At 70.5% G+C, this 23,434-nt stretch carries 22 protein-coding genes; 12 read left to right on the top strand and 10 right to left on the bottom strand.

The features are described 5' to 3' along the window. Positions 1 to 92: 92 nt before the first annotated feature. Positions 93 to 419 carry a ferredoxin gene (gene fdxA, locus KM933_RS29670; RefSeq protein WP_221357873.1) on the top strand — a complete coding sequence of 109 codons (327 nt, stop codon included), beginning with the start codon at positions 93 to 95 and terminating at the stop codon, positions 417 to 419. A 38-nt stretch (positions 420 to 457) separates the two neighbouring features. Continuing rightward, positions 458 to 2,050 carry a phosphoglycerate dehydrogenase gene (gene serA, locus KM933_RS29665; RefSeq protein ID WP_221357872.1) on the top strand — a complete coding sequence of 531 codons (1,593 nt, stop codon included), beginning with the start codon at positions 458 to 460 and terminating at the stop codon, positions 2,048 to 2,050. A 61-nt stretch (positions 2,051 to 2,111) separates the two neighbouring features. On the opposite strand, the gene KM933_RS29660 is transcribed toward serA, so the two are convergent. Further along, positions 2,112 to 3,101: a LysR family transcriptional regulator gene (locus tag KM933_RS29660; protein ID WP_221357868.1), complete on the bottom strand. Its 990-nt coding sequence runs from the start codon at positions 3,099 to 3,101 to the stop codon at positions 2,112 to 2,114. A gap of 92 nt (positions 3,102 to 3,193) precedes the next feature. Here KM933_RS29660 and KM933_RS29655 point away from each other — a divergent pair, with 92 nt between their 5' ends. Beyond that, positions 3,194 to 4,432: a cytochrome P450 gene (locus KM933_RS29655; RefSeq protein ID WP_221357866.1), complete on the top strand. Its 1,239-nt coding sequence runs from the start codon at positions 3,194 to 3,196 to the stop codon at positions 4,430 to 4,432. Positions 4,433 to 4,499: 67 nt separating this feature from the next. Here KM933_RS29655 and KM933_RS29650 read toward each other — a convergent pair whose 3' ends face one another. The 3 genes from KM933_RS29650 to KM933_RS39780 form a co-directional block, all read right to left on the bottom strand. Continuing rightward, the gene (locus tag KM933_RS29650) at positions 4,500 to 5,312 is read right to left on the bottom strand and encodes a thioesterase family protein (RefSeq protein WP_221357864.1); all 813 of its coding nucleotides are present in this window, start codon (positions 5,310 to 5,312) and stop codon (positions 4,500 to 4,502) included. A 128-nt stretch (positions 5,313 to 5,440) separates the two neighbouring features. Beyond that, positions 5,441 to 6,394 (bottom strand): GlxA family transcriptional regulator, encoded by a 954-nt coding sequence (locus KM933_RS29645; RefSeq protein WP_221357862.1) that lies wholly within the window; start codon positions 6,392 to 6,394, stop codon positions 5,441 to 5,443. Positions 6,395 to 6,693: 299 nt separating this feature from the next. Further along, on the bottom strand, positions 6,694 to 6,921 hold the full coding sequence (locus tag KM933_RS39780) for a hypothetical protein (RefSeq protein ID WP_260334353.1): 228 nt from the start codon (positions 6,919 to 6,921) through the stop codon (positions 6,694 to 6,696). Between KM933_RS39780 and KM933_RS29640 the strand changes: the two genes are divergently transcribed. The 4 genes from KM933_RS29640 (at position 6,809) to KM933_RS29625 (ending at position 11,843) form a co-directional block, all read left to right on the top strand. Beyond that, entirely contained in the window at positions 6,809 to 7,939 is a 1,131-nt protein-coding gene (locus tag KM933_RS29640; RefSeq protein WP_308013582.1) for an MFS transporter, read from the top strand. The two genes, KM933_RS39780 and KM933_RS29640, sit on opposite strands and share 113 nt — an antisense overlap. Before the next feature lie 111 nt (positions 7,940 to 8,050). Continuing rightward, complete coding sequence (gene asnB, locus KM933_RS29635) at positions 8,051 to 9,901, top strand: asparagine synthase (glutamine-hydrolyzing) (protein WP_221357859.1); 1,851 nt, start codon at positions 8,051 to 8,053, stop codon at positions 9,899 to 9,901. Between the two features lie 230 nt (positions 9,902 to 10,131). Further along, positions 10,132 to 10,341: a hypothetical protein gene (locus KM933_RS29630; RefSeq protein WP_221357856.1), complete on the top strand. Its 210-nt coding sequence runs from the start codon at positions 10,132 to 10,134 to the stop codon at positions 10,339 to 10,341. After that, positions 10,341 to 11,843, top strand: coding sequence for an amidase (locus tag KM933_RS29625; RefSeq protein ID WP_221357854.1), 1,503 nt, complete (start codon positions 10,341 to 10,343; stop codon positions 11,841 to 11,843). The genes KM933_RS29630 and KM933_RS29625 overlap by 1 nt, the downstream gene beginning before the upstream one ends. Positions 11,844 to 11,940: 97 nt before the next feature. Here KM933_RS29625 and KM933_RS29620 read toward each other — a convergent pair whose 3' ends face one another. The 4 genes from KM933_RS29620 to KM933_RS29605 all read right to left on the bottom strand — a co-directional run bounded on the left by KM933_RS29620 (position 11,941) and on the right by KM933_RS29605 (position 15,634). After that, positions 11,941 to 12,459, bottom strand: coding sequence for a hypothetical protein (locus KM933_RS29620; protein WP_221357852.1), 519 nt, complete (start codon positions 12,457 to 12,459; stop codon positions 11,941 to 11,943). 46 nt (positions 12,460 to 12,505) lie between these two features. Then, positions 12,506 to 12,934: a hypothetical protein gene (locus tag KM933_RS29615; protein ID WP_221357850.1), complete on the bottom strand. Its 429-nt coding sequence runs from the start codon at positions 12,932 to 12,934 to the stop codon at positions 12,506 to 12,508. Between the two features lie 295 nt (positions 12,935 to 13,229). Then, positions 13,230 to 13,571 (bottom strand): (2Fe-2S) ferredoxin domain-containing protein, encoded by a 342-nt coding sequence (locus tag KM933_RS29610; RefSeq protein ID WP_221357884.1) that lies wholly within the window; start codon positions 13,569 to 13,571, stop codon positions 13,230 to 13,232. Positions 13,572 to 13,651: 80 nt separating this feature from the next. Beyond that, positions 13,652 to 15,634 carry a heavy metal translocating P-type ATPase gene (locus KM933_RS29605; protein ID WP_221357848.1) on the bottom strand — a complete coding sequence of 661 codons (1,983 nt, stop codon included), beginning with the start codon at positions 15,632 to 15,634 and terminating at the stop codon, positions 13,652 to 13,654. Positions 15,635 to 16,165: 531 nt separating this feature from the next. Here KM933_RS29605 and KM933_RS29600 point away from each other — a divergent pair. The 4 genes from KM933_RS29600 to KM933_RS29585 all read left to right on the top strand — a co-directional run bounded on the left by KM933_RS29600 (position 16,166) and on the right by KM933_RS29585 (position 21,031). After that, a complete protein-coding gene (locus KM933_RS29600; RefSeq protein WP_221357878.1) occupies positions 16,166 to 17,638 on the top strand; it encodes a Y4yA family PLP-dependent enzyme in 1,473 nt (490 codons plus the stop codon). Further along, positions 17,635 to 18,972: a pyridoxal-phosphate dependent enzyme gene (locus KM933_RS29595; protein ID WP_221357846.1), complete on the top strand. Its 1,338-nt coding sequence runs from the start codon at positions 17,635 to 17,637 to the stop codon at positions 18,970 to 18,972. The genes KM933_RS29600 and KM933_RS29595 overlap by 4 nt, the downstream gene beginning before the upstream one ends. Positions 18,973 to 18,975: 3 nt before the next feature. Further along, positions 18,976 to 20,184, top strand: a complete 1,209-nt coding sequence (locus tag KM933_RS29590) for an aminotransferase class V-fold PLP-dependent enzyme (RefSeq protein ID WP_221357844.1) — start codon at positions 18,976 to 18,978, stop codon at positions 20,182 to 20,184. Positions 20,185 to 20,263: 79 nt separating this feature from the next. Next, on the top strand, positions 20,264 to 21,031 hold the full coding sequence (locus tag KM933_RS29585) for a class I SAM-dependent methyltransferase (RefSeq protein WP_221357842.1): 768 nt from the start codon (positions 20,264 to 20,266) through the stop codon (positions 21,029 to 21,031). 41 nt (positions 21,032 to 21,072) lie between these two features. On the opposite strand, the gene KM933_RS29580 is transcribed toward KM933_RS29585, so the two are convergent. Next, positions 21,073 to 21,624, bottom strand: coding sequence for a GNAT family N-acetyltransferase (locus KM933_RS29580; protein ID WP_430727385.1), 552 nt, complete (start codon positions 21,622 to 21,624; stop codon positions 21,073 to 21,075). Positions 21,625 to 21,806: 182 nt separating this feature from the next. Further along, a complete protein-coding gene (gene aztA / locus KM933_RS29575; RefSeq protein WP_221357838.1) occupies positions 21,807 to 22,550 on the bottom strand; it encodes a zinc ABC transporter ATP-binding protein AztA in 744 nt (247 codons plus the stop codon). Between the two features lie 15 nt (positions 22,551 to 22,565). Here aztA and aztB point away from each other — a divergent pair, with 15 nt between their 5' ends. Next, on the top strand, positions 22,566 to 23,429 hold the full coding sequence (gene aztB, locus KM933_RS29570; protein WP_221357836.1) for a zinc ABC transporter permease AztB: 864 nt from the start codon (positions 22,566 to 22,568) through the stop codon (positions 23,427 to 23,429). The last annotated feature ends 5 nt before the right edge of the window (positions 23,430 to 23,434 follow it).

Below are 23,434 nucleotides of genomic sequence, written 5' to 3'. Positions count from 1 at the left end.
CCAACTCGACACCGCCATGGAACACAACGGCAAGGGCGACCTCGCAGCACTGCTCACCGGCACCGACACCTGGACCGTCAAGGAGTAGAACCATGACCTATGTCATCGCGCAGCCCTGCGTCGACATCAAGGACAAGGCATGCATAGAGGAATGCCCTGTCGACTGCATCTACGAGGGCCCCCGCAAGATGTACATCCAGCCCGACGAATGCGTGGACTGCGGCGCCTGCGAACCGGTCTGCCCGGTCGAGGCCGTCTTCTACCAGGACGACGTGCCGGCCCAGTGGGCGCACTACACGACGGTCGAGCGGGACTTCTTCGCCGTCATCGGCGCCCCGGGCGGTGCCGCCTCGCAGTCCGCGCTGGAGACGGACCACCCCACCGTGGCGAACGAACCCCGGCACACCGTCGCCCCCTGAGGAACCGACCACCGCCCTCTCACCGGAAACGAGTCCCCATGACAGCCCCCATCGTCCTGCTGGCCGAACCCCTGGCACCGGCCGCCGTCGAAGCGCTCGGCCCACAGGTGGAGATCCGCCACTGCGACGGCAGCGACCGCGCCTCCCTGCTGGCAGCGGTGCGTGACGCCGATGCCCTCCTCGTGCGCTCGGCCACCCGGGTGGACGCAGAAGTACTCACCGCCGCCTCCCGCCTCAAGGTCGTCGGACGGGCCGGAGTCGGACTGGACAACGTGGACCTTCACGCGGCGACACGAGCCGGCGTGACGGTGGTCAACGCCCCGACGGCGAACAGCGTCACCGCGGCCGAACTCACCTGTGGGTTGATCATTTCGGTGGCCCGTCACATCCCTCAGGCGAACGCGGCGCTGAAGGACGGGCTGTGGCGGCGGAGCCGCTACACCGGTGTGGAGCTGGCGGACAAAACCCTCGGCATCGTGGGGCTGGGCCGCATCGGACGACTCGTGGCCCATCGCATGCGGGCCTTCGGCATGCGGCTCGTCGCCCATGACCCGCATCTGTCCCCGCTCCAGGCGCAGGAGGCGGGAGCGGAACTGGTGACACTGGACGAACTGCTCGCATCGGCCGACTTCATCACCGTGCACCTGCCCAGGACAGCCGAGACGACGGGCCTCATAGGCCATGACGAACTGCAGCGGGCCAAGCCGGGCGTACGGATCGTCAACGCGGCCCGTGGCGGCATCGTGGACGAGCAGGCCCTGGCCGCCGCGCTGCAGGACGGGCGTGTCAGCGCGGCGGGCCTGGACGTCTTCGCCACCGAACCCTGCACGGACTCACCCCTCTTCGCCCTGGACAACGTCGTGTCCACCCCTCATCTGGGTGCCTCCACGGTCGAGGCCCAGGACAGGGCCGGCAGCACGGTCGCCCGGGCCGTGCGGCGAGTCCTGAACGGTGAACTGGTCGACAACGCCGTCAACCTGCACGGCACGGCCCCGCACGCGGAGGTGACACGCTTCCTCCCGCTCGCCGAGGACCTGGGCCGCATCCTCACCGCTCTGACCGATGACCTGCCCCTCGCGGGCCTCGACGTCGAGGTGCACGGGCCGGTCACCCGGTACGACGTCACCACGCTGGAACGGGGGGTCCTCACAGGTGTGTTCGCCGGCACCGACGGTCTGCGCGTCACCCTGGTGAACGCTCCTCTGATCGCCAGGGACCGCATCGCCGCCGTCCGGTTCACCACCTGCTCGGAGAGCACGCACCACACGGACCAGATCACCCTGCGCGGCACCCTGTCCGACGGCCGGGCGGTCACCGTCGCCGGAACCCTGGCCGGCCCCAGGGACATCCGCAGGCTCACCCGGATCGCGGACCACGACATCGACCTGGACATCACCGACCGGATGGTGTTCCTGCAGTACAAGGACACGCCCGGCATGATCGGCACCATGGGCCGGATTCTGGGGGAAGCCGGGATCAACATCGCGGCGATGCAGGTGGCGCGGGTCGTCGAGGGAGGCGAAGCCGCGGTCGCCCTGACGGTCGACAACGTCGTTCCCGCACCGCTCCTGGAGGTCATCGGTGAGGCGCTCCGTGCCACGCGGGCCCACTTCGTCGACCTGACCGCCTGAGTCTTCCGGCACGGCTTCCGGTACGGCTCCCGGCACGGCGCGCATCTGCCGCCGGCGGATGTCAGGACGGCAGTGCCTGTGTGCCCGGAGCCCCGTTCCCGGCGCAACTGCCGCACCGGAACGGAAAGTCGTGGTCCGGGGTCCTGGCGTACTGCGGGACGCGCGCACGGCAGAACGACGCGAAGGCCGCCGCCCGCTGGGTCGGATGCGCGCCGGCCAGCCGCGCCAGCCCCACGTCGAGCGGACCGACCTCGTCGGCGATCCGGCGTACCCGCACGGCTCTCCCCTCATAACTGACGTCCAGGGCGGGACGCTGGACGAGCAGGGAATACCCCGCGCCGCGGGCCACCAGGCTGCGGACCACCTCGAAGCTCTCCGTGCTGTGGCGCACCCTCGGGGAGATCCCCGCCCGGGCGAGGAGGTCGCTGAAATAGCGGCGGCTGGGCGGTACGTTCAACATGATCATGTCGTGGCCGGCCAGATCGGCCAGGCGCACTTCCTCACGGTCCGCCAGTGGATGCCGCTGCGGCAGGAGGACATGCGGTTCGACGGAATAGAGCTTCTCAAAAGCGATGCCGTCCTCCACGTCCGTTTCGTACAGCAGCGCCATCTCGCAGCGCCCTTCGCGCAGTAGTTGCTGCAGTCTGGTGACGGATCCTTCGACGAAGCCGAGAGTGACGGCAGGGTGGGCGGAGGGGAATTCCTCCAGCAGCCACGGAATCAAGAACGGAGTGAGGGTCGTGAAGCAGCCGACGACCAGATGTCCGGTCGGATTCCGGCCCACCTCCTGCACGCTGGCGCGCAGGTGCTCGCTGCTCGTCAGCAACGCTTTGGCCTGGGGCAGGAAAAGGCGGCCGGTGGCCGTCAGGGTGAGTCCCTTGGCCCTGGCCCGCAGGAGCAGCTGCACCCCGATCTGGTGCTCCAGCTCACCGATCCCGGCCGACACCGCCGAGGGCGACACATGGAGCCGCTGGGCCGCGCCGGTCAGGGTGCCGGCCTCGGCAGCCGTCACAAAGTAATCCAGCTGGCGCAGGCTTATCCGCTCAGGCATAAATACCCCCGGTTGTTGCCCAGAATTTTCCGTTTTTCAGATCTGTCATCGACAGGTGAGACTGAAAGCCGCCGATTCCTGGAGGTTCCGTTATGACGGACGTGACGGCATGCCCGGTGAACCACAGTTTCGATCCGCTGGGCGACGCCTATGTCGAAGACCCGTACCCGATACTGTCCGCCGTGCGCGAGGAAGGTCCCGCTTTCTACGCGCCGGCGATAGACATGTGGTTGATAAGCCGGTACGAGGACATTCAAGGCGCGTTGATGAACCCGAAGGTGTTCTCCGCCGCGGTCGGCCAGCGTCCGGTGTTCCCCCTGACGCAGGAGGCGCAGTCGATCGTCAAGGAGGGGTTCCACGCCTATCCCGTGATGTCGGACTGCGACCCTCCTCGCCACACCCGTATCCGGCGGCACAACCAGAAGGGTTTCTCGGCGAGGCGGATCTCGGTCCTGGAACCCAAGGTGTGGGCCAAGGCGACCGAGCTGGTGGACGCGATCCGGCCCGGCGTCGTGGACCTGGTCCCGGCGCTGACCTACCCCCTGCCCGCCTACATGATCTTCACCTTCATCGGCTTCCCCGACGAAGACATGGACATGCTGAAGTCGTGGTGCGGCAACCGCATCGCCTTCAGCTGGGGCAAGCCGACTCCGGCCGAACAGCGTGACATCGCCAACAACATGGTCAACTACTGGCGGTACTGCGAGGAGTTCGTCGCCCGCCGCGCGGCCGAGCCCGTCGACGACTTCACCAGCGACCTGATCCGGATCCACCGGGAGGACCCGGACAGCCTCTCGATCCCGGACATCACCAACGTCGCCTACGGACTCAGCTTCGCGGGGCACGAGACCACCACCAGTTTCACCGGGAACGCGGTGCGCCGGCTGCTGGCCAACCGCGCGCAGTGGGACGAACTGTGCGCCGACCGCTCCCTCATCCCCAAGGCGGTCGAGGAGGTGCTGCGCTACGACAGCAGCATCCCCGCCTGGCGGCGTATCACCACCGAAGCGGTGAAGGTCGGCGGCGTCGAGATCCCGGCGCAGGCCAAGGTGCTCCTGCTGCTGGGCGCGGCCAACCGCGACCCCGCGCACTTCGAGGACCCCGAGTCCTTCGACATCCATCGCGAGGACTCCCGCAAGCACCTCGCCTTCGGGCAGGGCATCCACTACTGCATCGGTGCCGCGCTGGCCCGTATGGAGGCGCGCATCGCGCTCGACCTCCTGGCGCAGCGGGCACCCGGGATGCGGGTCCTCGACGACCAGGACTTCGACTTCCCCGCCAACGTCTCCTTCCGCGGGCCGCGCAGGCTGATGGTCGACTGGCCGGGCTGAGACAGCACGGGCAGACCGCGGGCGGCAACCGGGGCGACTGCGCCGTACCGCGCCGGCCGGTCTTCGGTCACCGCTCATTGACCAGCAGTGTCTGCATCACCTGGCCGCACTCGCCGGCCTCGTCGTGCAACTGCCCGACCGCCAGCCCTGATCCACCGGGGCTGGCGGCCGTGGCCGAGCGCAGACACAGCCACGCGCCGGCCGGCGGCCGGTGCAGCGCCAGCGTCACGTCCGTGTTGATCACCAGCCTGCGGTGATGGTCCAGCTCGAACGCGACCGCCCAGCTGCTGTCCGCCAGGGTCAGCGCGCGGGTGAGGGCGGTGTCCGTGGCCCCTGCCAGCAGCGGGATCCGCTGACGCGCCCACGCCGTGCCGGGCCCGGGAACGTCGAAACCCCCGCCCGGTTCGAAACGCCACTCCATGGCCGCGATGTAACCGCCGAGATGCGCGTCCGCCATGGTGTGCGGCGCCTGGGCCCCGGGCAGCCGCGGAGGCTGCCCCCCGATCCGCAAGGAGGGCGTGTCGGCCGGACCGACCGCCATCCGCCAGGCCCTGGCCAGCATCACCGGACCGTCGTCCGTGCTGATCTCGCCCTCCAGCAGTTCGACGCGCCGGCTCGAATGCAGGGTCCGCACCGAGACCTTCAGCGCGGCCACGGGAACCGGGCGGGGCAGTTCCACGGTCACGCGGGTGAGGCGGAAACCCTCGCGCGGTTCGTGTGCCTCCATCGCCCGGCCCAGCAGCGCCGACGGCGGCCCGCCGTGCTGCCACTTCGGACTCCACGGGCCCGCCGTGGCCGTGGTGCTCTCGAAACGGCCGTGGCCCAGCCTGTAGTAGAAAGCCTCCGGCAGATCGGCCGGGGCGGAACGGTCCGTCACCATCACATGTTTCCTTCCAGTGTCTGGACATCGGGCGTCGGGCGGTACGGCACCGTCCACCGACGGCGCACGGCGGGGCATGACGTCACTCCGCACGCCGCCTCCCCGCCCCCTGCGTGCGGCCTGATCCGCTAAGGAGCCCTGCCCGCGTCCCTCGCGCGGAACCATCGCCGGTAGGCGTCCGGCGGCAGGCCCGTGGTGCGGCTGAAATGCCGGCGCAGCGTCGCACTGGTTCCCATCCCGGTCTGCGCCGCGATCTGCTCGACACTCATGGCCGTCGTCTCCAGCAGGCGTTGTGCCTGGTGCACCCGCTGCGACAGGAGCCACTGCAACGGCGCCATCCCCGTACGCGAGCGGAAATGGCGAGTCAGCGTGCGACGGCTGACACTGGCCCGCTGTGCCATGTCCTCCACGGTCAGCTGACGCTCCAGATGCTCCGTCACCCAGGGCAGGATGTCCGCGAGAACCTGGTCGCTCTCCGACTCGGGGACGGCGGGGGAGAGGGACACCGGGTCCGTGAAGGGGACGACCAGACGACGGGCCAGCGCCTCGGCGACGGCGGCACCGTGATCGAGCCGCACCACATGGAGGAACAGGTCGAGACTGGCGGCGCCTCCCACGGAGGTGAGGAGGTCGCCGTCGTCCACGTACCGCGCGGCCGGATCCAGTTCCACCCGCGGGTACCGGGCGGCCAGGACGTCGGCGTGCGCCCAGTGCACGCTCGCCCGCCGGCCGTCCAGCAGCCCGGCCGCCGCGAGCAGGAAGACCCCGGTCGAGGTGGCGACCACACGGGTCCCCGCGCCGTGGGCCTCCCGGATCGCCTGCACCAGGGCGGCGGGCGGGGCCTGATGCGCATCCGGCCAGGCCGGCACGACGATGGTGTGCGCCTCGGGCAGCCGGTCCGCGCTCCAGAGCCGCCCGACACGGCAGGCGTCGCAGCTCGGGGCGTCTTCCGGGGCCCACGCGGCCAATTCGTACCACGGGTCGGCCAGACAGGACCGGTCGACACCGAAAACCTCACGTGCCGCTGAAGTGTCGAGTCCGGAAAACGTTGAGGAGAAAAGCAGAGCCACAGATATCGGCATGGATCACACCGTCACCCGCGTATTCGCCCCGGTCAACGGAATCTTGCCGAAGTCGTGTGTGAGTACGGTGACCCACCCCTTCACGGTCCGGACCCCGAAGAGGACTTGCCCAAGTCTCGTACGGCCTGCCCGACCGGGGGACGACGTTCAGGAATTCCCGTCCGAAGCTGTGACCTGCGGCGACGGCAGACGCACTCATCCGCGGAACTGCGGCCGAACCCTTACCCGGCGCAGTGATGTCGGATATCTGCCAGCTCTCTCTCGGATCCACCTGGTGAAATGATCGCGCAACAGCACACTCATGACAGGACGGAAACCATGGCTTCATCCACCACCGCCACCACGCACCATCCTGGCGGGGACGATTTACCGACCCGGTCCCCGGTGATCGGGTGGTTGGCCGTCGTCGCGGTGATGCTGGGCATTTTCTCGATCGTCACCACGGAAATCCTTCCGATCGGACTTCTCACCAGGATCGGTGCCAGCTTCACCATCTCCGACGGCATGGCCGGACTGATGATGACCATGCCCGGCTTCCTCGCCGCGATCGCCGCACCTGTCGTCACCGTGGCGACCGCGCGCATCGACCGCCGCCTGATGCTGTGCGTCTTCATGGTCCTGCTCGCCGGAGCGAACTTCCTGGCGGCGGTGGCACCCGACTACTGGCTCGTCCTGGTGTCCCGCGTCATCGTCGGCATCGTCATCGGAGGCTTCTGGTCCATCGGCGCCTCGCTGGCCGAACGTCTGGTGCCCGCCGAGTCCGTCGGCCGCGCGACAGCGGTGATCTTCTCCGCCGTGCCCCTGGGCTCGGTGCTCGGCGTGCCGGCCGGCACGTTCATCGGGGACCTGGCCGGATGGCGCACCGCGTTCGTGGCCATGGGCGTCCTCACCGCCGCCGTCCTGGTCATGCTGCTGATCGTCATGCCACCGCTGCCACCCCGCCGGACGACCCGCCTGACCGTGCTGCGCACCATGCTCGACAGCGGCGCCACCCGCTTCGCGCTGCTCCTGACGGTTCTGGTCGTGCTGGCGCACTTCGGGACCTACACCTACGTCACGCCGTTCCTGGAGCAGGTCACGGACGTCAGCGCCGAGCTCGTCACCGTCTTCCTGCTCATCTACGGCGCGGCGGGCATCCTCGGCAATTTCCTGGGCGGCTCCCTGGTGGTACGCCATCCGCGGGCCACCTTCGGCGCCGCCGCCGGCATGATCGCGGCCGCCACCCTGCTGCTCCCCGTTCTCGGCCAGTGGAAAGCCGGAGCCATCGCTCTTCTCGTCGTCTGGGGCGTGGCGTACGGGGCGGTCCCCGTCTCCTCCCAGACCTGGTTCAACAAGGCGAACCCCGACACGCCCGAGGCCGCTTCCGTCATGTTCACCGCCTCCTTCCAGGCCACGATCTCCCTCGGCGCCCTGGCCGGCGGATTCGTCGTCGACGGCAGCTCACCCTCGACGGTCATGACTCTCGGCGGTATGACCGCCGCGCTCATGGTCGTGGCCGTCTGGGTCCATCACGCCCGACGACCGGCAGGGCCGGACACCACCTGACCCATGCGGGCCGAGCACCTCTGCGAACCCTCTGGCACGTCCCGGAGCGCCGCTCCGGGACGGCCGATCCCGGATCCCCGGGCTCCACCACATATCGAGAGGACAACGTACATGTGCGGAATCGCCGGATGGGTGGATTTCGAACGTGATCTGACCCGTGAGCGCGCCACGGCGGACGCGATGACCCGGACCATGTCCTGCCGCGGCCCGGACGCCGGCGGACTGTGGACCGACCCCCATGCCGCCATCGGCCATCGCCGGCTGTCCGTGATCGACCTCGAAGGCGGCAAGCAGCCCATGCTCGCCGAGGAGGACGGCCGCACCCTGGCCGTCCTGACCTTCAGCGGTGAGATCTACAACTACCGCGAGCTGCGCTCCGACCTCGTGTCCCGCGGCCACCGGTTCCTCACCCGGAGCGACACCGAGGTGGTCCTGCGCGCCTACCTGCAATGGGGCGCGGACTTCGTGACCAAGCTGAACGGCATGTTCGCCTTCGCCATCTGGGACACCCGCAAGGAAGAATTGCTCCTGGTCCGCGACCGCATGGGTGTCAAGCCGCTCTATTACTTCCCCACCCCCCACGGTGTCCTCTTCGGCTCGGAACCCAAGGCGATCCTCGCCAACCCGGAGGTTCCCCGCCGGGTGAACGCCGATGGCCTCAGCGAAATACTCGACATGGTCAAAACCCCGGAACACGCCGTCTTCACCGGCATGTTCGAGGTCCGCCCCGGCCACCTGGTCCGCGTGCGCCGCCAGGGACTGACCAAGCACCGGTACTGGGCGCTGGAAGCCAGGGAACACACAGACTCCCTGGACCAGACCATCATCACCGTGCGCGAGCTCCTCGAGGACATCGTCTCCCGGCAGCTCATCTCCGACGTCCCCCTGTGCAGCCTCCTCTCCGGGGGCCTGGACTCCTCGGCCGTCACCGCACTCGCCGCCAAAGCGCTCAGGAACCAGGGAGCCGGCCCCGTCCGGTCCTTCTCCGTCGACTTCGTCGGAGCCGCCGAGAACTTCGTTCCCGACCCGCTGCGCAGCACTCCGGACGCCCCCTTCGTGCGCGACCTGGCCGAACTGGTCGAGGCGGACCACAAGGAGATCCTCCTCGACAGCGACGACCTCAGCAGCTCGGAGGTCCGGGCCGCCGTCCTGGCGGCCACCGACCTGCCGCCCGTCTGGTACGGGGACCTGTGGCCTTCCCTCTACCTCCTCTTCCAGGCGGTTCGCCGGCGATCGACCGTCGCCCTCTCCGGGGAGTCGGCGGACGAACTCTTCGGCGGCTACAGCTGGTTCCACGACCCCGAGGTGCTCACCGCCGAGACCTTCCCCTGGCTCACCAGCACACCCGGGCCCTTCTACGACGGCACCCCCCTCTTCGACAACCGCCTCCTCACCCGCCTCGACCTGCCGGGCCGCCGCAGCGACAGCTACCACGACGCGATCGCCGAGACACCCGTGCTCCCGGGCGAGAGCGGACTGGAGAAGCGGATGAGGGAACTCACCTACCTCAACCTCACCCGCTTCGTGAACACCCTCCTGGACCGCAAGGACCGCATGAGCATGGCCGTGGGCCTGGAGGTCCGGGTCCCCTTCTGCGACCACCGGCTCGTGGAGTACGTCTTCAACGCCCCCTGGTCGATGAAGACGTTCGACGGACGTGAGAAGAGCCTGCTCCGCGCCGCGACGCGCAACGTGCTCCCGCAGTCCATCGTGGAACGGGTCAAGGCGCCCTACCCCAGCACCCAGGACTCCGGGTACGAGAAGAAACTGCGCGACCGGTTCGCCGAAGTCGTCTCCGGCGGAAAGGCACCCATCCTCCCCCTGCTCGACCTCGGCCGTGTCCAGGACCGCCTCACCCGGCCCGTCAGTACCGAGAGCACGCAGATCACCCGGATCGACCTCGAAGTCCCCCTCTCGCTCAACGCCTGGCTCGAGTCCTACGACGTCACTCTCGACGTGTAGCCGGCCCACCGCCGGACGGCAGCCGCACTCCGCTCCCGAACACCCCGAGACCGCCCGACATCCCTGCGCATCCATCCCCCGTCGCGGGGATGTCGGGCACCCACGGACCGCGTCGGCAGTCGCGCGTCCCACGCGACGGCGTGGCCCCCGGCCACGCCGTCGGCGTCCTCCCCGCGCAGGTTCCCGAGAGGACAGGCCCCATGCCGTCGCCCGCACGAGAAGTGAAGGACATGACCACCGGCAACCCGGCGGAATCCCGTGACCGGCCGGTCCGCACGAGCGCACGGCGCCCCGAAGCCGAGGAACTCGCGGACCGCATCGTCCGGACCATCGCAATCCTGGACGACCTCGACCTCACCGGCATCCCGCCGGCGCCGGTCTTCCTCGTCACCGGACACTCACCGACGGGTGCACCGACCGGTGTCCGGAGATCCCTCTGATGCGACCGTACGAACTCGGCGTCGCCGCCGCGGCCGACGCGATCGCGGCGAAGGAGCTCTCCCCGGTCGAACTGGTCGATTCCGTCCTGCAGCGAGCGGCGGAGACCGAGGACGCACTCAACGCCTATGTGACCCGCACGGCCGAAACCGCGCGGGCGAAGGCCGCGCAGGCCGAGCGGGACGTGATGGCAGGGCGTTCCCGCGGCCCGCTGCACGGCATCCCCTTCGCGCTCAAGGACAACATCGACACGTCGGGCATCCTCACCACGGCCAGCTCCCGGGTCTGGGCCGACCGCGTCCCCGCCGAGGACAGCGCGGTCATGGACCGTCTCACGGCAGCCGGCGCCGTTCTGGTGGGCAAGACCCAGACGCACGAGTTCGCCTACGGCCTCGTCACACCCCAGACCGTCAATCCGTGGTCGGGCGACAGGATCGTCGGCGGTTCCAGCGGCGGGTCGGCCGCTGCCGTCGCCGTCGGCTCGGCCACCTTCGCCCTCGGCACCGACACCGCCGGTTCCATCCGCGTCCCCGCCTCCTTCAACGGACTCGTGGGTCTCAAACCCACCTACGGCCTCGTCTCCCGCTTCGGTGTGACCCCTCTGTCGTGGTCCATGGACCATGTCGGCCCTCTCACCCGCAGTGTGCGGGACACCGCTCTCGTCCTCCACGCCATCGCGGGCCGGGACCCGCGGGACACCGCCGGTATCGTCTCCCCCCACGCCCCCCACCCCGGCGGACACCCCGGAGACCTGCGGGGGGTGAGGATCGGCGTCCCCCGGACCTATTTCCTCGACCACGTGGCGCCGCAGGTGGCGTACGCGGTCGGGCAGGCGACGGACCGGCTCGTCGAACTCGGGGCGACAGCGGTCGAGGTGGACCCTCCCCTCACCCGGTACCTGATACCGACCCTGTGGGCACACGTGGCCACCGAGGCGTCCGCGGTCCACGGGGACCACCTGCGCCACCACCCCGAACTCTTCGGCGACGACCTGCGGACCCTCCTGGAGGCCGGACGGCTGATCACGGCCGACGACTACCTGAGAGCCCAGCGCTGCCGCACCCTCATCAGCCGGTCGTGGCAGGAGATGTTCACCACGATCGACGTACTCGCGACACCGACGGTCGCCTCCACCGCACTCCCGCGCTCCTGGACCGCGGTGCGGTGGGACGACGGGTTCACGGAGGACATCACCGACAGCCTCCTGCGGCTCACGGCGGCGGCCAACATCACAGGACTCCCCGCCCTGACCCTTCCCGTCGGGGAGGACACCGGCGGCCTGCCCATCGGCCTGCAGCTCATCGGGAACCGACTGACCGAACCCGAACTGCTCCGCGTGGGGGAGACCTACGAGGCCGCCCACGGCAACGGCCCGGCCGCGAGCGCCCGGCGCCGGACACCGCCGTTGAACCGTCCACCGTTCGAGCCCCCGGCGCCCCACCGCCGCGACGCCCACGCGACGGACCCGGTCCCGGGCGGGACGGGGCCGGCGACGGCGCGATAGGTGCCGGGCAGGCGGTGGGTGCAGTGGATGCGGTGCGCGGGAGGACCGCCGGTGACGGCTTGCCGCGGCAGAGACGGAAGCGTCTCCCCTCCGGGGGCTATTTCCACCCGCTGCACCGGATCGTCGTGTCGGGGTCCGTACGCCACTGCTCGGTGCACACACCGACCCACACGTTCTCCACGCGTCCCTGGAACGCGTCGTACGACCAATTTGCGGGACCGGTATCGCCATTGGGCGTTGCGGTCCCCAAAAACCTCTTCGCGTGAACGGTGCGCTCGCCGTCCCTCCAGGCGCACCAGTCGTCCGCGTTGCACACGTACTCGTAGGCCACCACTTCGTAGTGAACATATGCCACGGCCCGATAGTCGTCCGGCGCGGTGTCGCTCACTTGGGCATCGACGATTTCGGCGAAGGTCGACGGAGGTTCCAGATCGGTCGCCTTCCAGTTGACGACCCCCTTGTACCGTGCTCCCGGCACCGAGATGTCGAAACTTCGCGAACCGCCGTAGTCCGCTGCCGACGCGGAGCCGCCGGTACTCGTGGCGGCCACGGCCGACAGTCCCAGTGCGAGGACACCACGGATCAGGTTCCTCGTCGCGTGCCTGTGCTTGCGCATCACATTCCCCCGCTCACGTCCTCGCTGCCGTGTCCACGGTCTCCCGCTAGGCTCCGTGGATCCTTCCGCAGGTGCTCGGCTTCCCGACCTCACAGAGGTAGATCATCACGTCGGCCACATTGCGGCCCGTGCCCGCCTTCTCGATCCGGGTGTACTTGCTGGTGCGGGAGTAGTCCCACTTGGTTCCCGTCCACTTGCTGTATGTGGCGTACGGCGCGAACGACCGGAACCAGCCGCAGCTGCTGGGGTAGGCGTCGATCCGGAAGTCCCAGCGCGTGTTGTAGGTGGCCCTGCCCTGGCGGTGGGCGACATAGTCGTAGTGGTAATGCCCCCGCATATCCGCGCAGCCGTCCTTGGTGGATGCCTTGTAATACCCGCCTGCTGCGTGTCCCGGTCCGGCGAATCCGACCAGCACGGCCGCCCCCGCAACGGTGACTCCGGCCGTGCGGACAGCGGACTTGAGTAAACCTCGCATGCGTTTCCCCCTGGGTGACATCGAGTCGGGTGCCGTGAGTTCCCGGCGTACCGAAGTGAATGCAGGCTATGGCAAAGGAGAAGACATCTCATCAGACCAACGCGGTATGTGGTTCGTAAACCTGAGGTGTACGCCGTGGCCTCGGGTGCGCCCATGCCCATGCCCATGTCATGGCATGTGCGAGGGGCGGACATCATCGCGGTGGTAATAACAGGCCCCTTGGTCCAACCGGATTCGACCGGACCGGATGCCGGCCATGAGCCCCGACGCAGTGGTCGTCGCGCGAAGATCCGGGTCAGCCCACCTGTCCCCGCACCCGTCGGGACGGGGTGAAGCCGTACAGGTCGAGCACGCCGGGCGGGTCCGCGAGACCCGGCCCGCCCTGTTCGATCCAGGAGGTGATGTCGGCGGTGGCGTCCGGATCGTTGACCAGGCCGAGCCACACGGGCCGCCCGCCCGCCGCGCGGCCGGCGGGGGAGGGCTGGACGACCACGACGTTGGCGTGCTCGCAGGCGTCCAGGCAGTCGGTGACGCGGACGGCCGCCCTGCCGTCGAGTGCCTGGCGCAGGTCGCGCAGCTGGGCCGCATGGTCGAGGCCGGGGACCTTCGGCGTGCCGCAGCAACATCCCCGGCACACGGTGACGGTGCAGCGCTCCGCCCGCGGGGACGCGGCGGACGCGGCGGATGCGGCAGCGGCGGTACGGCGGGAGCCCTTGCTCACGTGGCGTCCTTCCTGGAGTCGGTCCAGACGGCTTCGCGCAGCAGGCGCAGGCCGTTGAGGCCGACGATGACGGTGGAGCCCTCGTGGCCGGCGACCCCGAGCGGCAGCGGCAGCGTACCGGTCAGGTCCCAGGCCACCAGTACGGCGATGAACGCCCCGGCGACGACGAGGTTCTGGATCACCAGGCGCCGGGCGGTGCGGGACAGGCGTACGACGGCGGGGATGGCGGCGAGTTCGTCGCGGACCACGACGGCGTCGGCGGATTCCAGGGCGAGGTCGGAGCCGGCTCCGCCCATGGCGATGCCGGTGTGCGCGGCGGCCAGGGCCGGGGCGTCGTTCACGCCGTCACCGACTACCAGGACCCGGCGCCCCTCCCGCTCCCATGCGCGGACGGCGGCCACCTTGTCCTCGGGCAGCAGTCCGGCGCGGACGTCGGTGATGCCCGCCTCGGCGGCCAGGTGCTGCGCGGCGCGTCGGTTGTCGCCGGTCAGCAGGGTCGGGGTGCGGCCGGTCAGGGCGGTCAGCGCGGCGACGGTGGCGGCCGCGTCGGGGCGCAGCCGGTCGGTGAGGCCCAGCACCCCGGCCGGTTCTCCGTCGACCAGGACCACCACCGTGGTGCGTCCGGCGTTCTCCAGTTCCTGCACCGCGGCGTGCGCCTCGTCCGCGTCGGCGGTCAGGAGGCGGGCGGGGGAGCCGACCTGGACGGTGCGGCCCCCGACGACGGCGGTGACGCCCCGCCCCGGCGTCGAGCTGAAGCCGTCCGCGTCGGCGAGCGTGAGGTGGCCTTCCCGGGCGGCGTCGACGAGGGCACGGGCTAGGGGGTGTTCGCTCGGGCGCTCGGCGGCGGCGGCCAGGGCCAGCAGTCCGTCCTTCCCCAGGTCGCCACCCAGGTCGCCGCCGGTCAGCGGGCGGATGTCGGTGACACGCGGGGTGCCCTCGGTGAGGGTGCCGGTCTTGTCCAGGGCGACGGTGTCGATCTGGCCTAGGCGTTCCATGACGACCGCGGACTTGGCGAGTACGCCGTGGCGGCCGGCGTTGGCCATGGCCGACAGCAGCGGTGGCATCGTGGACAGCACCACCGCGCACGGTGACGCCACGATCATGAAGGTCATCGCGCGGAGCAGCGCCGACCGCAGGTCGTCACCGAGGAGCAGCGGGACGGCGAAGACCGCCAGGGTGGCGGCGACCATACCGATCGAGTAGCGCTGCTCGATCTTCTCGATGAACAGCTGGGTCGGTGCCTTGGTCCGGGAGGCTTCCTCGACCATCCTCACGATCCGTGCGATCACCGAGTCCGACGGATTCCGCTCCACCCGTACCCGCAGGGCCCCGGTGCCGTTCACCGTGCCGGCGAACACCTCGTCGCCCGCGTCCTTGACGACCGGCAGCGGTTCGCCGGTGATGGTGGCCTGGTCGACCTCACTCGCGCCGGCCGTGACCCGGCCGTCCGCGCCGATCCGCTCGCCCGGCCTGACCAGGATCACGTCCCCGACCGCCAGTTCTGCGGCCGGTACGCCCTCCTCGCCGCCGTCGGGCAGCAGCCGGGTCGCGGTGGAGGGTGCGAGGTCGAGCAGGCCGCGCACCGAGTCGGCCGTCCGGGCGGTCGCCACCGCCTCCAGGGCGCCGGAGGTGGCGAAGATGACGATCAGCAGCGCGCCGTCCAGGACCTGGCCGACGGCGGCGGCGCCGAGCGCGGCGACCACCATCAGCAGGTCCACGTCCAGGGTCTTGTCCTTCAGGGCCTCCAGGCCCTCCCGGCCCGGCTCCCAGCCGCCGGTGACGTAGACGGCGGCGTACAGCGGTCCCCACAGCCACACCGGGGCGCCGAGCAGATGCAGCGGAAGGGCCAGCAGGAACAGGACCAGGGCCGCGAGCGCCCAGCGGGCCTCGGACAGGGCCAGGACCCGGGTGCGCCGGCGCGGCGGGGACCCTGCGGTGCGCTGTTCCGGTGGTCCGGGGGCGGTCGGCGTGGAAGTCATGAGAGGGGTGCCTTCGGTGGGGACGGGGGTTCCGGCCCACCACCGTACAGGAACAGCTGAACAAATATTCATGTGTTCATTCCCGCACGCACGCACGCCCGGCCGGTCGCGGCCGTTCTCCGTTGCCCGTGGCACGCCGGGCGGTGGTACTGGGGCACGGGTCTGGGCATAGAACCTTCGCGACGGTCGGTCGCGGTGCGGCGGACGACGCCGGGGCGGCCGACGGAAGGACCACTGCCACGTTTCGATGCTGCCGCCGGCGCCACGGAGTCCCCGGCGGCAGGAAGGGCCGTCTGCGGAACGCGCCGGGAGGCGGGAATCCGCAGTCGCTGTTCCCCGTGCTGTCCCGGCCACGGGCGCCGGTCCGGCCCGGGCGGTGCGGGGCAGGGCGGCCGCGCAGGAAGGAAGAGGCTTAGCGGCGCATGCAGTTGGAAACGATTGTCACGTACTGATCATCGGGACGACGACGCGGTGATCGACTGACGTGGGAGGTACTTCGTGAGGGACGCGCCCTTGTTCTTGAGGCCGCGGGTGGAACCACCGCTCGCCTCGCTGCTGGGGGACGCGCCGTTCCTGCACTCCCTGGTCGACGCGCTGGGATCGCCGCTGAACGTGCTGCTTCCCGAGGTCGTCGCCGAGAACGCGGAACGCTTCGGCGCCGTCTACCGGCGTCACCACCTCGCCGGAAGGGTGTACTTCGCCCACAAGGCGAATCGTTCCAGCAGCCTGGTGCGCAGGCTCGCGGCCTGCGACCCGGCCGCCGTCGGCGTCGACGTGGCCTCCCTGGGAGAACTGCGGCACGCGCTGGGCTGCGGCTTCACCGGGGACCGGGTGATGGCCACCGGCCCGAAAGACCGGGAGTTCCTCTGGCTGGCCGCCCGGGTGGGCGCGACGGTGAACGTCGACTCGGTCGCCGAGCTGGAACAACTGGCCGGTCTGGTACGGGAGTACGGCCTGCGCAGGGCGGACGTGCTGGTGCGGCTGTCCGGGTTCGAGTCGCAGGACGGAACCGGAGGCGCGGGCACCCGGATGCTGTCGCGCCGCAGCCGGTTCGGAACGCCGGTCGCCGGGACGGACGAGGTGTGGGCGGCGCTGGAACGGCATGCGGACAGCGTCGACCTGGTCGGCCTGGCCTATCACCTGGACACCACCGGGTTGGAGGAGAAGGGCCGGGCCCTGGAGCGCTGTGTGCTGCTCATGGACGAGTGCCGCGCACGGGGCCTCGCGCCGCGCGTGGTGGACATCGGCGGCGGCTTCGGGACCGGCTACGTCGAGGACGCCGGCGAGTGGGAGCGCTGGACCACCGCGTTGAGCGAGGCGGTCCTCGGCACCCGCCCGCCCCTGACCTGGGGCGGGCATGGCTACGGTCTGCGCAACGAGGCCGGCACGGTACGCGGTGCCGCCGCCCTCTACCCCGCCCACCGCCCCGTCGCCGGACCCGGCTACCTCGACGAACTCCTCTCCCGTCCCGCCCCCGTCCTCGGCCGCGCACCGGCCACTCTGCTCCTGGAACACCTCCACGACCTGTACGTCGAACCCGGCCGTGCCCTCGTCGACCAGTGCGGTCTGTCGCTGGCGCGGGTGCTGGAGGTGCGACCCCTGGGCGGCGGAGCCGACCGGTACCTGGTGAGGCTCGGCATGAACGCCGGAGACGTGAGCCTGGAGGAGCACGGGGTCCTGGTCGACCCCGTGCTGCTGCCGCGTGGCGGCCCCGCGCACGAGGCGGCGCACGACGGACCGGTCGGGGTCCACATCGTCGGCAACCTCTGCCTGGAGGCCGATCTGATCACCCGCCGGCTGGTGTTCCTCCCCCGCCTGCCCCGGGTGGGGGACCTGATGGCCTTCGCCAACACCGCCGGATACGTCATGGACTTCCACGCCCACCACGCGCAACGCCAGCCGTCGGCGCGGACGGTCGCGGTCACGGAGGAGGACGGGACCTGGCACTGGTGCCCGGACGAGGACTACTGGCCGCTCACACGTCTGCAGGGAGTACCGGCATGAGGTATGACAGCATCACCGAGGCCATCGGCAACACGCCGCTGGTCCGCATCGACCCGTCCGTACACGGTCTGCGCAACATCGACCTCTACGCCAAACTGGAGATGCTCAACCCGTTCGGGTCCGTCAAGGACCGGCCGGCCTGGCACATGGCCCGCCCGCACCTGGAGAACGAGGCCGGCGGCGGGGGGACGGTCGTGGAGCTCTCCAGCGGCAACACGGCCAAGGCCCTGGCCCTGCTGGCCGGGATGCACGGGCTGAAGTTCAAGAGCGTCACCAACCGGATGCGCGTACCCGAGATCAAGGAACTGCTCCTGCTCCTCGGCGCCGAGATCGAGGAGCTGCCCGGACGGAGCGAGTGTCTCGATCCCACCGACACGGACGACCCGCTCACCCGTTTCCACCAGGCGCTCTCCGAACCCGGCAGCACCCATCTGCACACCGACCAGTACTTCAACCCGCGCAACGTCGAGGCACACGCGGCCGGGACCGGGCCCGAGATAGTCAAGGACCTCGACGGGCGGGCGCCGGACTGGTTCGTGGCCTGCGTCGGTACGGCCGGTTCCTCCACCGGTGTCGCCCGCGTCCTGCGCGAGCACGACGCCGGGGTACGTGTCCTCGGACTGGTCGCCGACAAGTCCGACTTCATTCCCGGCATCCGCACCATCGACGAGGTCCACCAGGTCGGTCTGTTCGACCCGGCGACCTACGACTCCCTCGCCCCGGTCACCTCGCAGGAGGCCATCGACGGGATGCTCACCCTGATCCGCCGCTGCGGACTGCTGTCGGGCCCGACCGGCGGCGCCGCCTACCAGGGAGCCGTACGCCATCTGGCGTCCGTCGACGCCGAACTGGACGGCACCGGCGGTCGCCGGACCGCCGTCTTCATCGTGTGCGACCGGGCCGAGAGCTACCTGAGCTACGTACGCCAACGCCGTCCGGAGCTCCTGGGCAGGGCGCGGCGGGGGCACTCCCCGTCGGCGCTCGGCGACGAGGAGATCAGGGCGCAAGGCCGTGCGGTCGGCGTCGACGACGCACGGCGCTGGATCGCGCAGGGGGAGCCCCGCCCGCTGGTGGTGGACCTTCGCGGTCCGCACGCCTACGCGGCCCTGCACATCGAGGGCTCGGTCAACATCGTCGACGAGCTCTTCGAGGAACTGGTCCGGCCGGGACTGCCGTTCAGCAAACGCACCCCGGTGCTGCTCGCCTGCCCGGTGGGGGAGAAGTCCCTGCGCTACGCCGCGCTGCTGTCCCGCATGGGCCACCCGGACGTCAGGAGCCTGGCGGGCGGGATCGTGGCGTGGCGGGACGCCGGCGCACCGCTGGTGAGGGAGTGAACCATGCTTGAGGAGACCTTTGCCGAGGCCGGTTCCTGGCAGCGGGCCCTGAGGGCGCAGTTCCCGATCGTCACCGCCCATCCCGACCTGGCGTACCTGGACAGCGCGGCGACCTCGCAGAAACCGCGGGCCGTCCTCGACGCCGTCGAGACCTACCTCACCACGTCCAACGCCAACGCGGGCCGTGGTACCTATCCCTGGGCCAACCGCACCACTGAACTGGTGGAACGGGCCCGCGAACGGGTCAAGGAGTTCCTGGGCGACCTGCACCCGGACCGCTCCACCGTCCATTTCACCAGCGGTACCACCGAGGGCCTGCGTACCGTCGCCCGCGACTGGCTCGTGCCGTACCTCGCCGACGGCGACGAGATCCTCGTCCCGTTCGCCGACCACCGGGCCAACCTGGAACCCTGGCTCGAAGCCCGTCGCCTGCTGGCCGAGCGCGGTGCCGACGTGCGGGTGCGGGCCCTTCCCCGCCAGGAGTCCTCCGGTGACTACGACCACCGGGCCCTCGCCGGGATGATCGGCCCCCGCACCCGGTTCGTCGCGGCGACCCACGTCCACCACGTCTACGGCGGCGACATGAACGTGCACCGGCTGCGCGCCGCCGTCGGCCCCGGTGTGCCGATCTGCCTGGACGCCGCCCAGAGCGTCGGCCACCTCCCCGTCGACGTCGGTGACCCGGCTCTCGACGTCGACTTCCTCGTCTTCTCCGGGCACAAGGCGATGGCCCTGCCCGGCACGGGAGCGGTATGGGCACGCAACACCCGGGGGCCGGCGCTGCGGCCCGAGGGGTGGCGGGGTACCCCCAACACCGTGGGCATCGTGTCGCTCCTGGCGGCACTCGACTGGCTGGACGAGGCCGGCCCGGAACGGATCGCCCGTCACCTCACCCGGCTGGCCACCCGCCTGACCGACCGGCTGCACCGCCTGGAGTCCTACGACGTGCTCGGCTGTCCCGCCAGTCTCGCCTCGGACAGCGAGCTGCCCACGGCTCAGCGGCGGCACGGCATCGTCACCTTCCGGCACCGCGGCATCCCCTCCGACGACCTGGGCTTCATCCTCTACAGCCACGGCTTCATGGTCCGGGCCGACAGCCTCTGCCAGGCCGGTGCCGACGAGAGGAGCGGATCCGTGCGGGTCAGCCTGCACGTCTACAACACCGACGAGGAGATCGATCGTCTGCTCGCCGTTCTCGGCTCACTGGAATGAAGGCTATTGATAATCGTTTCCACCTGTAGATTGCTCCGTAGTCGCGACAGGCGAGAGACGGATGAGGTGGCACGGCCGGATGGGCGTGAGTATGGGAACGGCAAGGAACTGGGTGGAGCGTTGGGAGAGGCAGCAACAGCGCTACGCGGTGGACCGCGAGGAGCGGTTCGCGGTGATCGCCGACGCGACGGAACATCTGTGCGCCGGTCGTGACCGGCCGCTCCTGCTCGACCTGGGCTGCGGTCCCGGCTCCCTGTCCGCCCGGCTCGCCCGGCGCCTGCCCGGCGCGGAGATCGTCGCCGTCGACATGGATCCCGTCCTGCTGGAGCTGGGCCGCACCCACCATTCGGATGCGGCCCGGTACGTGGACGCGGTGATCGGCGAGGACGGCTGGACGGATGCGCTGAAGCTGGACCGCAGGGTGGACGTCGCCGTCTCCACGACGGCACTGCACTACCTCCCCGCACCCGTCCTGCTGGGCACGTACCGTGCTCTGGCCGCCCTCCTGCGTCCGGGCGGCGCGCTGATCAACGGGGACCACTTCCCTCCGGACGGATCGCCCTGCTCGGATCTGACCGCCCATGTGGGACGCCGCCGGGTCGAGCGGACCGCCGCGCACAGGCCCGGGGACGAGGACTGGGAGTCATGGTGGCGGGCCGTGGCCGCCGACCCCGAGCTGACCGACCTGTTCGAGCAGCGCGAGAGGAGCCGCCCGTCCTCGGGCGACGGCAACCGGCACCTCTCCGTGGCCCAGCACACCCGGCTGCTCCACGAGGCGGGGTTCGGCCATGTCACACCGGTGTGGCAGGTCGGGGACAGCTGCGTACTGGTGGCCCTGAAGAGCTGACGCGTCCCTGTGGGGTCCGCGAGGTCCGCCGGCGCGTGAGGTCACAGCACTCGCAGCGCGAGGCTCATGAGGATCTCGTCACGGTCGTCCCCGGGCGCCAGGCGCAGCGCGCCCGGCCACCGGCCCACCTCCGCCCATCCGGCCTTACGGTAGAAGTGTTCCAGTCCCAGCCCCGCTCTCACCGTGAGCTTGAGGCGTTCGAGGCCCATCTCGTCCCGTGCGATGCGGTGGGCACGGCGCATCAGGGCGGCACCGATGCCCAGGTTCCGGAGGTGGACCTGTGTCTGCACGTGGTTCACCACGCCGCAGTGGCTCTCCAGCGGGTGCGCCTCACGGCGGACGACCAGCCAGCCCGCGAGTACGCCGTCGAGCGTGGCCACGAGCAGTCTGCTGTGCTCGGGCGCCAGACCGTCCGCGATGCGGACCACGGCGCCTTCGAGGTCGGCCGGTGTCACGGGCGGCAGGGGACAGTCCGGCGGAAGGACCGCCCCACCGGCGTTGATCGACGCCGCCCAGCAGGCCGTCAGTTCCCGTCTCGGGGAGCCGGTCAGTTCGGACGGGCGGGTGAACTGGGTGAAGGCGGGAGCGGCCACCTCGAGTGATGTCACAGGGAAAGGCTGCCACGGCACCCGCTGCCGTGGCGCCGCATCGGCACAGGAGCCGAGGGGCCGCGGGGGACGGGGACGCGCCCGTACGCGCCGCTGTCGAGACCTTCGGTGACGACGTCCCGGAGCCGTCCGGGGCGGAAGGGCGCGGTCTGCGACGGCCCGGTGGTCTAGAGGGTCTGCCAGATGCGGGTCAGCGCCGACGCGGAGAGGACCTGGTCGGGATGCCCCTGCCCCGTGAGGCGGCCGTCCTGGAGCAGGAGGCAGGCGTCCGCGGTGCGGGCGACCTCCAGGTCGTGGGTGGCCTGGACAACGGTGACACCGTCGGCGACGAGTGCCGCCAGCAGGGTCCCGATCCGTTCCCTGGCCTCCGGGTCCAGCCCGGTGGTCGGTTCGTCGAGGAGCAGCAGGTCCGACCCCTGCGCCAGCCCCTGCGCGATCAGGGCGCGTTGGCGTTGTCCGCCCGACAGCTCTCCCAGCTGGCGTGAGGCGAGGTCGCCCATGCCGAGCCGGTCGAGTGCGGCCTCCACGGTCGCGTGGTCCCGGCGGGTCAGCCGCCGCCACGGTCCGCGCTCGCCCCAGCGCCCCATCTCCACGGTCTGCCGGACGGTGAGCGGCAGGGTGTCACCGACGGCTCCGCGCTGCGGTACGAAGGCGGGCGGCAGATCTCCGTCGCGGTGCAGCTCGCCGGATGTCGGATGGATCACACCGGCGACGACGCCGAGCAGTGTCGACTTGCCGCTGCCGTTCGGCCCGACGAGCACTGTCATCGCCAACCCCGGTATTTCGGCGCTGAGTTGCCACAGAACGGGGCGTCCCGGATAGCCGGCGCACAGGTCGGTGAAGCGGACGCGAGAGGTCCGCTTCGGGGGCGGGGCGGACGAGCGGTCGGGTTTTTTGAACATGGTTTCCATTGTAGTGTCCCCGGCATGGAATGGTTGACAGCCCCGTTCGAGGTGACTTTCGTGCAGCGGGCCCTGTGGGGCGGGATCCTCGTGTCCGCGATCTGCGCGCTGGCGGGCACCTGGGTGGTGCTGAGGGGGATGGCCTTCCTCGGCGACGCCATGTCCCACGGTCTGCTGCCGGGGGTCGCGCTGGCCGCGCTGTTCGGCGGGAACCTGTTCGTGGGCGCGGTGGCCAGCGCCGCCGTCATGACGGCGGGCGTCACCGCACTCGGACGTACGCCGAGGCTGTCGCAGGACACCGGCATCGGGCTGCTCTTCGTCGGCATGCTCTCGCTCGGCGTGATCATCGTGTCGCGTTCGCAGTCCTTCGCGGTGGACCTGACCGGCTTCCTGTTCGGCGACGTCCTCGCCGTCCGGGAGCAGGACCTTTTCCTGCTGGCGGCGGCGCTGTGCGCGGCGCTGGTGGTATCGGTCCTCGGCCACCGCGCGTTCCTGGCGCTGGCGTTCGACCCACGCAAGGCCCAGACCCTGGGACTGCGTCCGCGCCTGGCCCACGCCGTCCTGCTGGGCCTGCTCGGTCTGGCGATCGTCGCCTCGTTCCACATCGTGGGAACGCTGCTGGTCCTCGGCCTGCTCATCGCCCCGCCGGCGGCGGCCCTGCCGTGGGCGCGCGGCGTCCGCGGGGTGATGGCCCTCGCCGCGCTCCTCGGCGCCGCCGCCACCTTCGGCGGCCTGCTGCTGTCCTGGCACCTGGGCACCGCCGCCGGCGCGACCGTCTCGGCCCTCGCGGTGAGCCTCTTCTTCCTCTCGCACGTGGCCTCCGGCCTGCGTCACCGCCGGCCGCGCGCCGCCCCCGCACCCCCGAAGCCGGCCCTCGAAGTCAACTGAACCCG

It is taken from the genome of Streptomyces beigongshangae (genome assembly GCF_019710745.1).
In the GTDB taxonomy this organism is placed as follows: Bacteria; Actinomycetota; Actinomycetes; order Streptomycetales; family Streptomycetaceae; genus Streptomyces; species Streptomyces beigongshangae.
The sequence above is the reverse complement of the archived record's forward strand: the minus strand, read 5'-3'. Positions and strand labels throughout refer to the sequence as shown.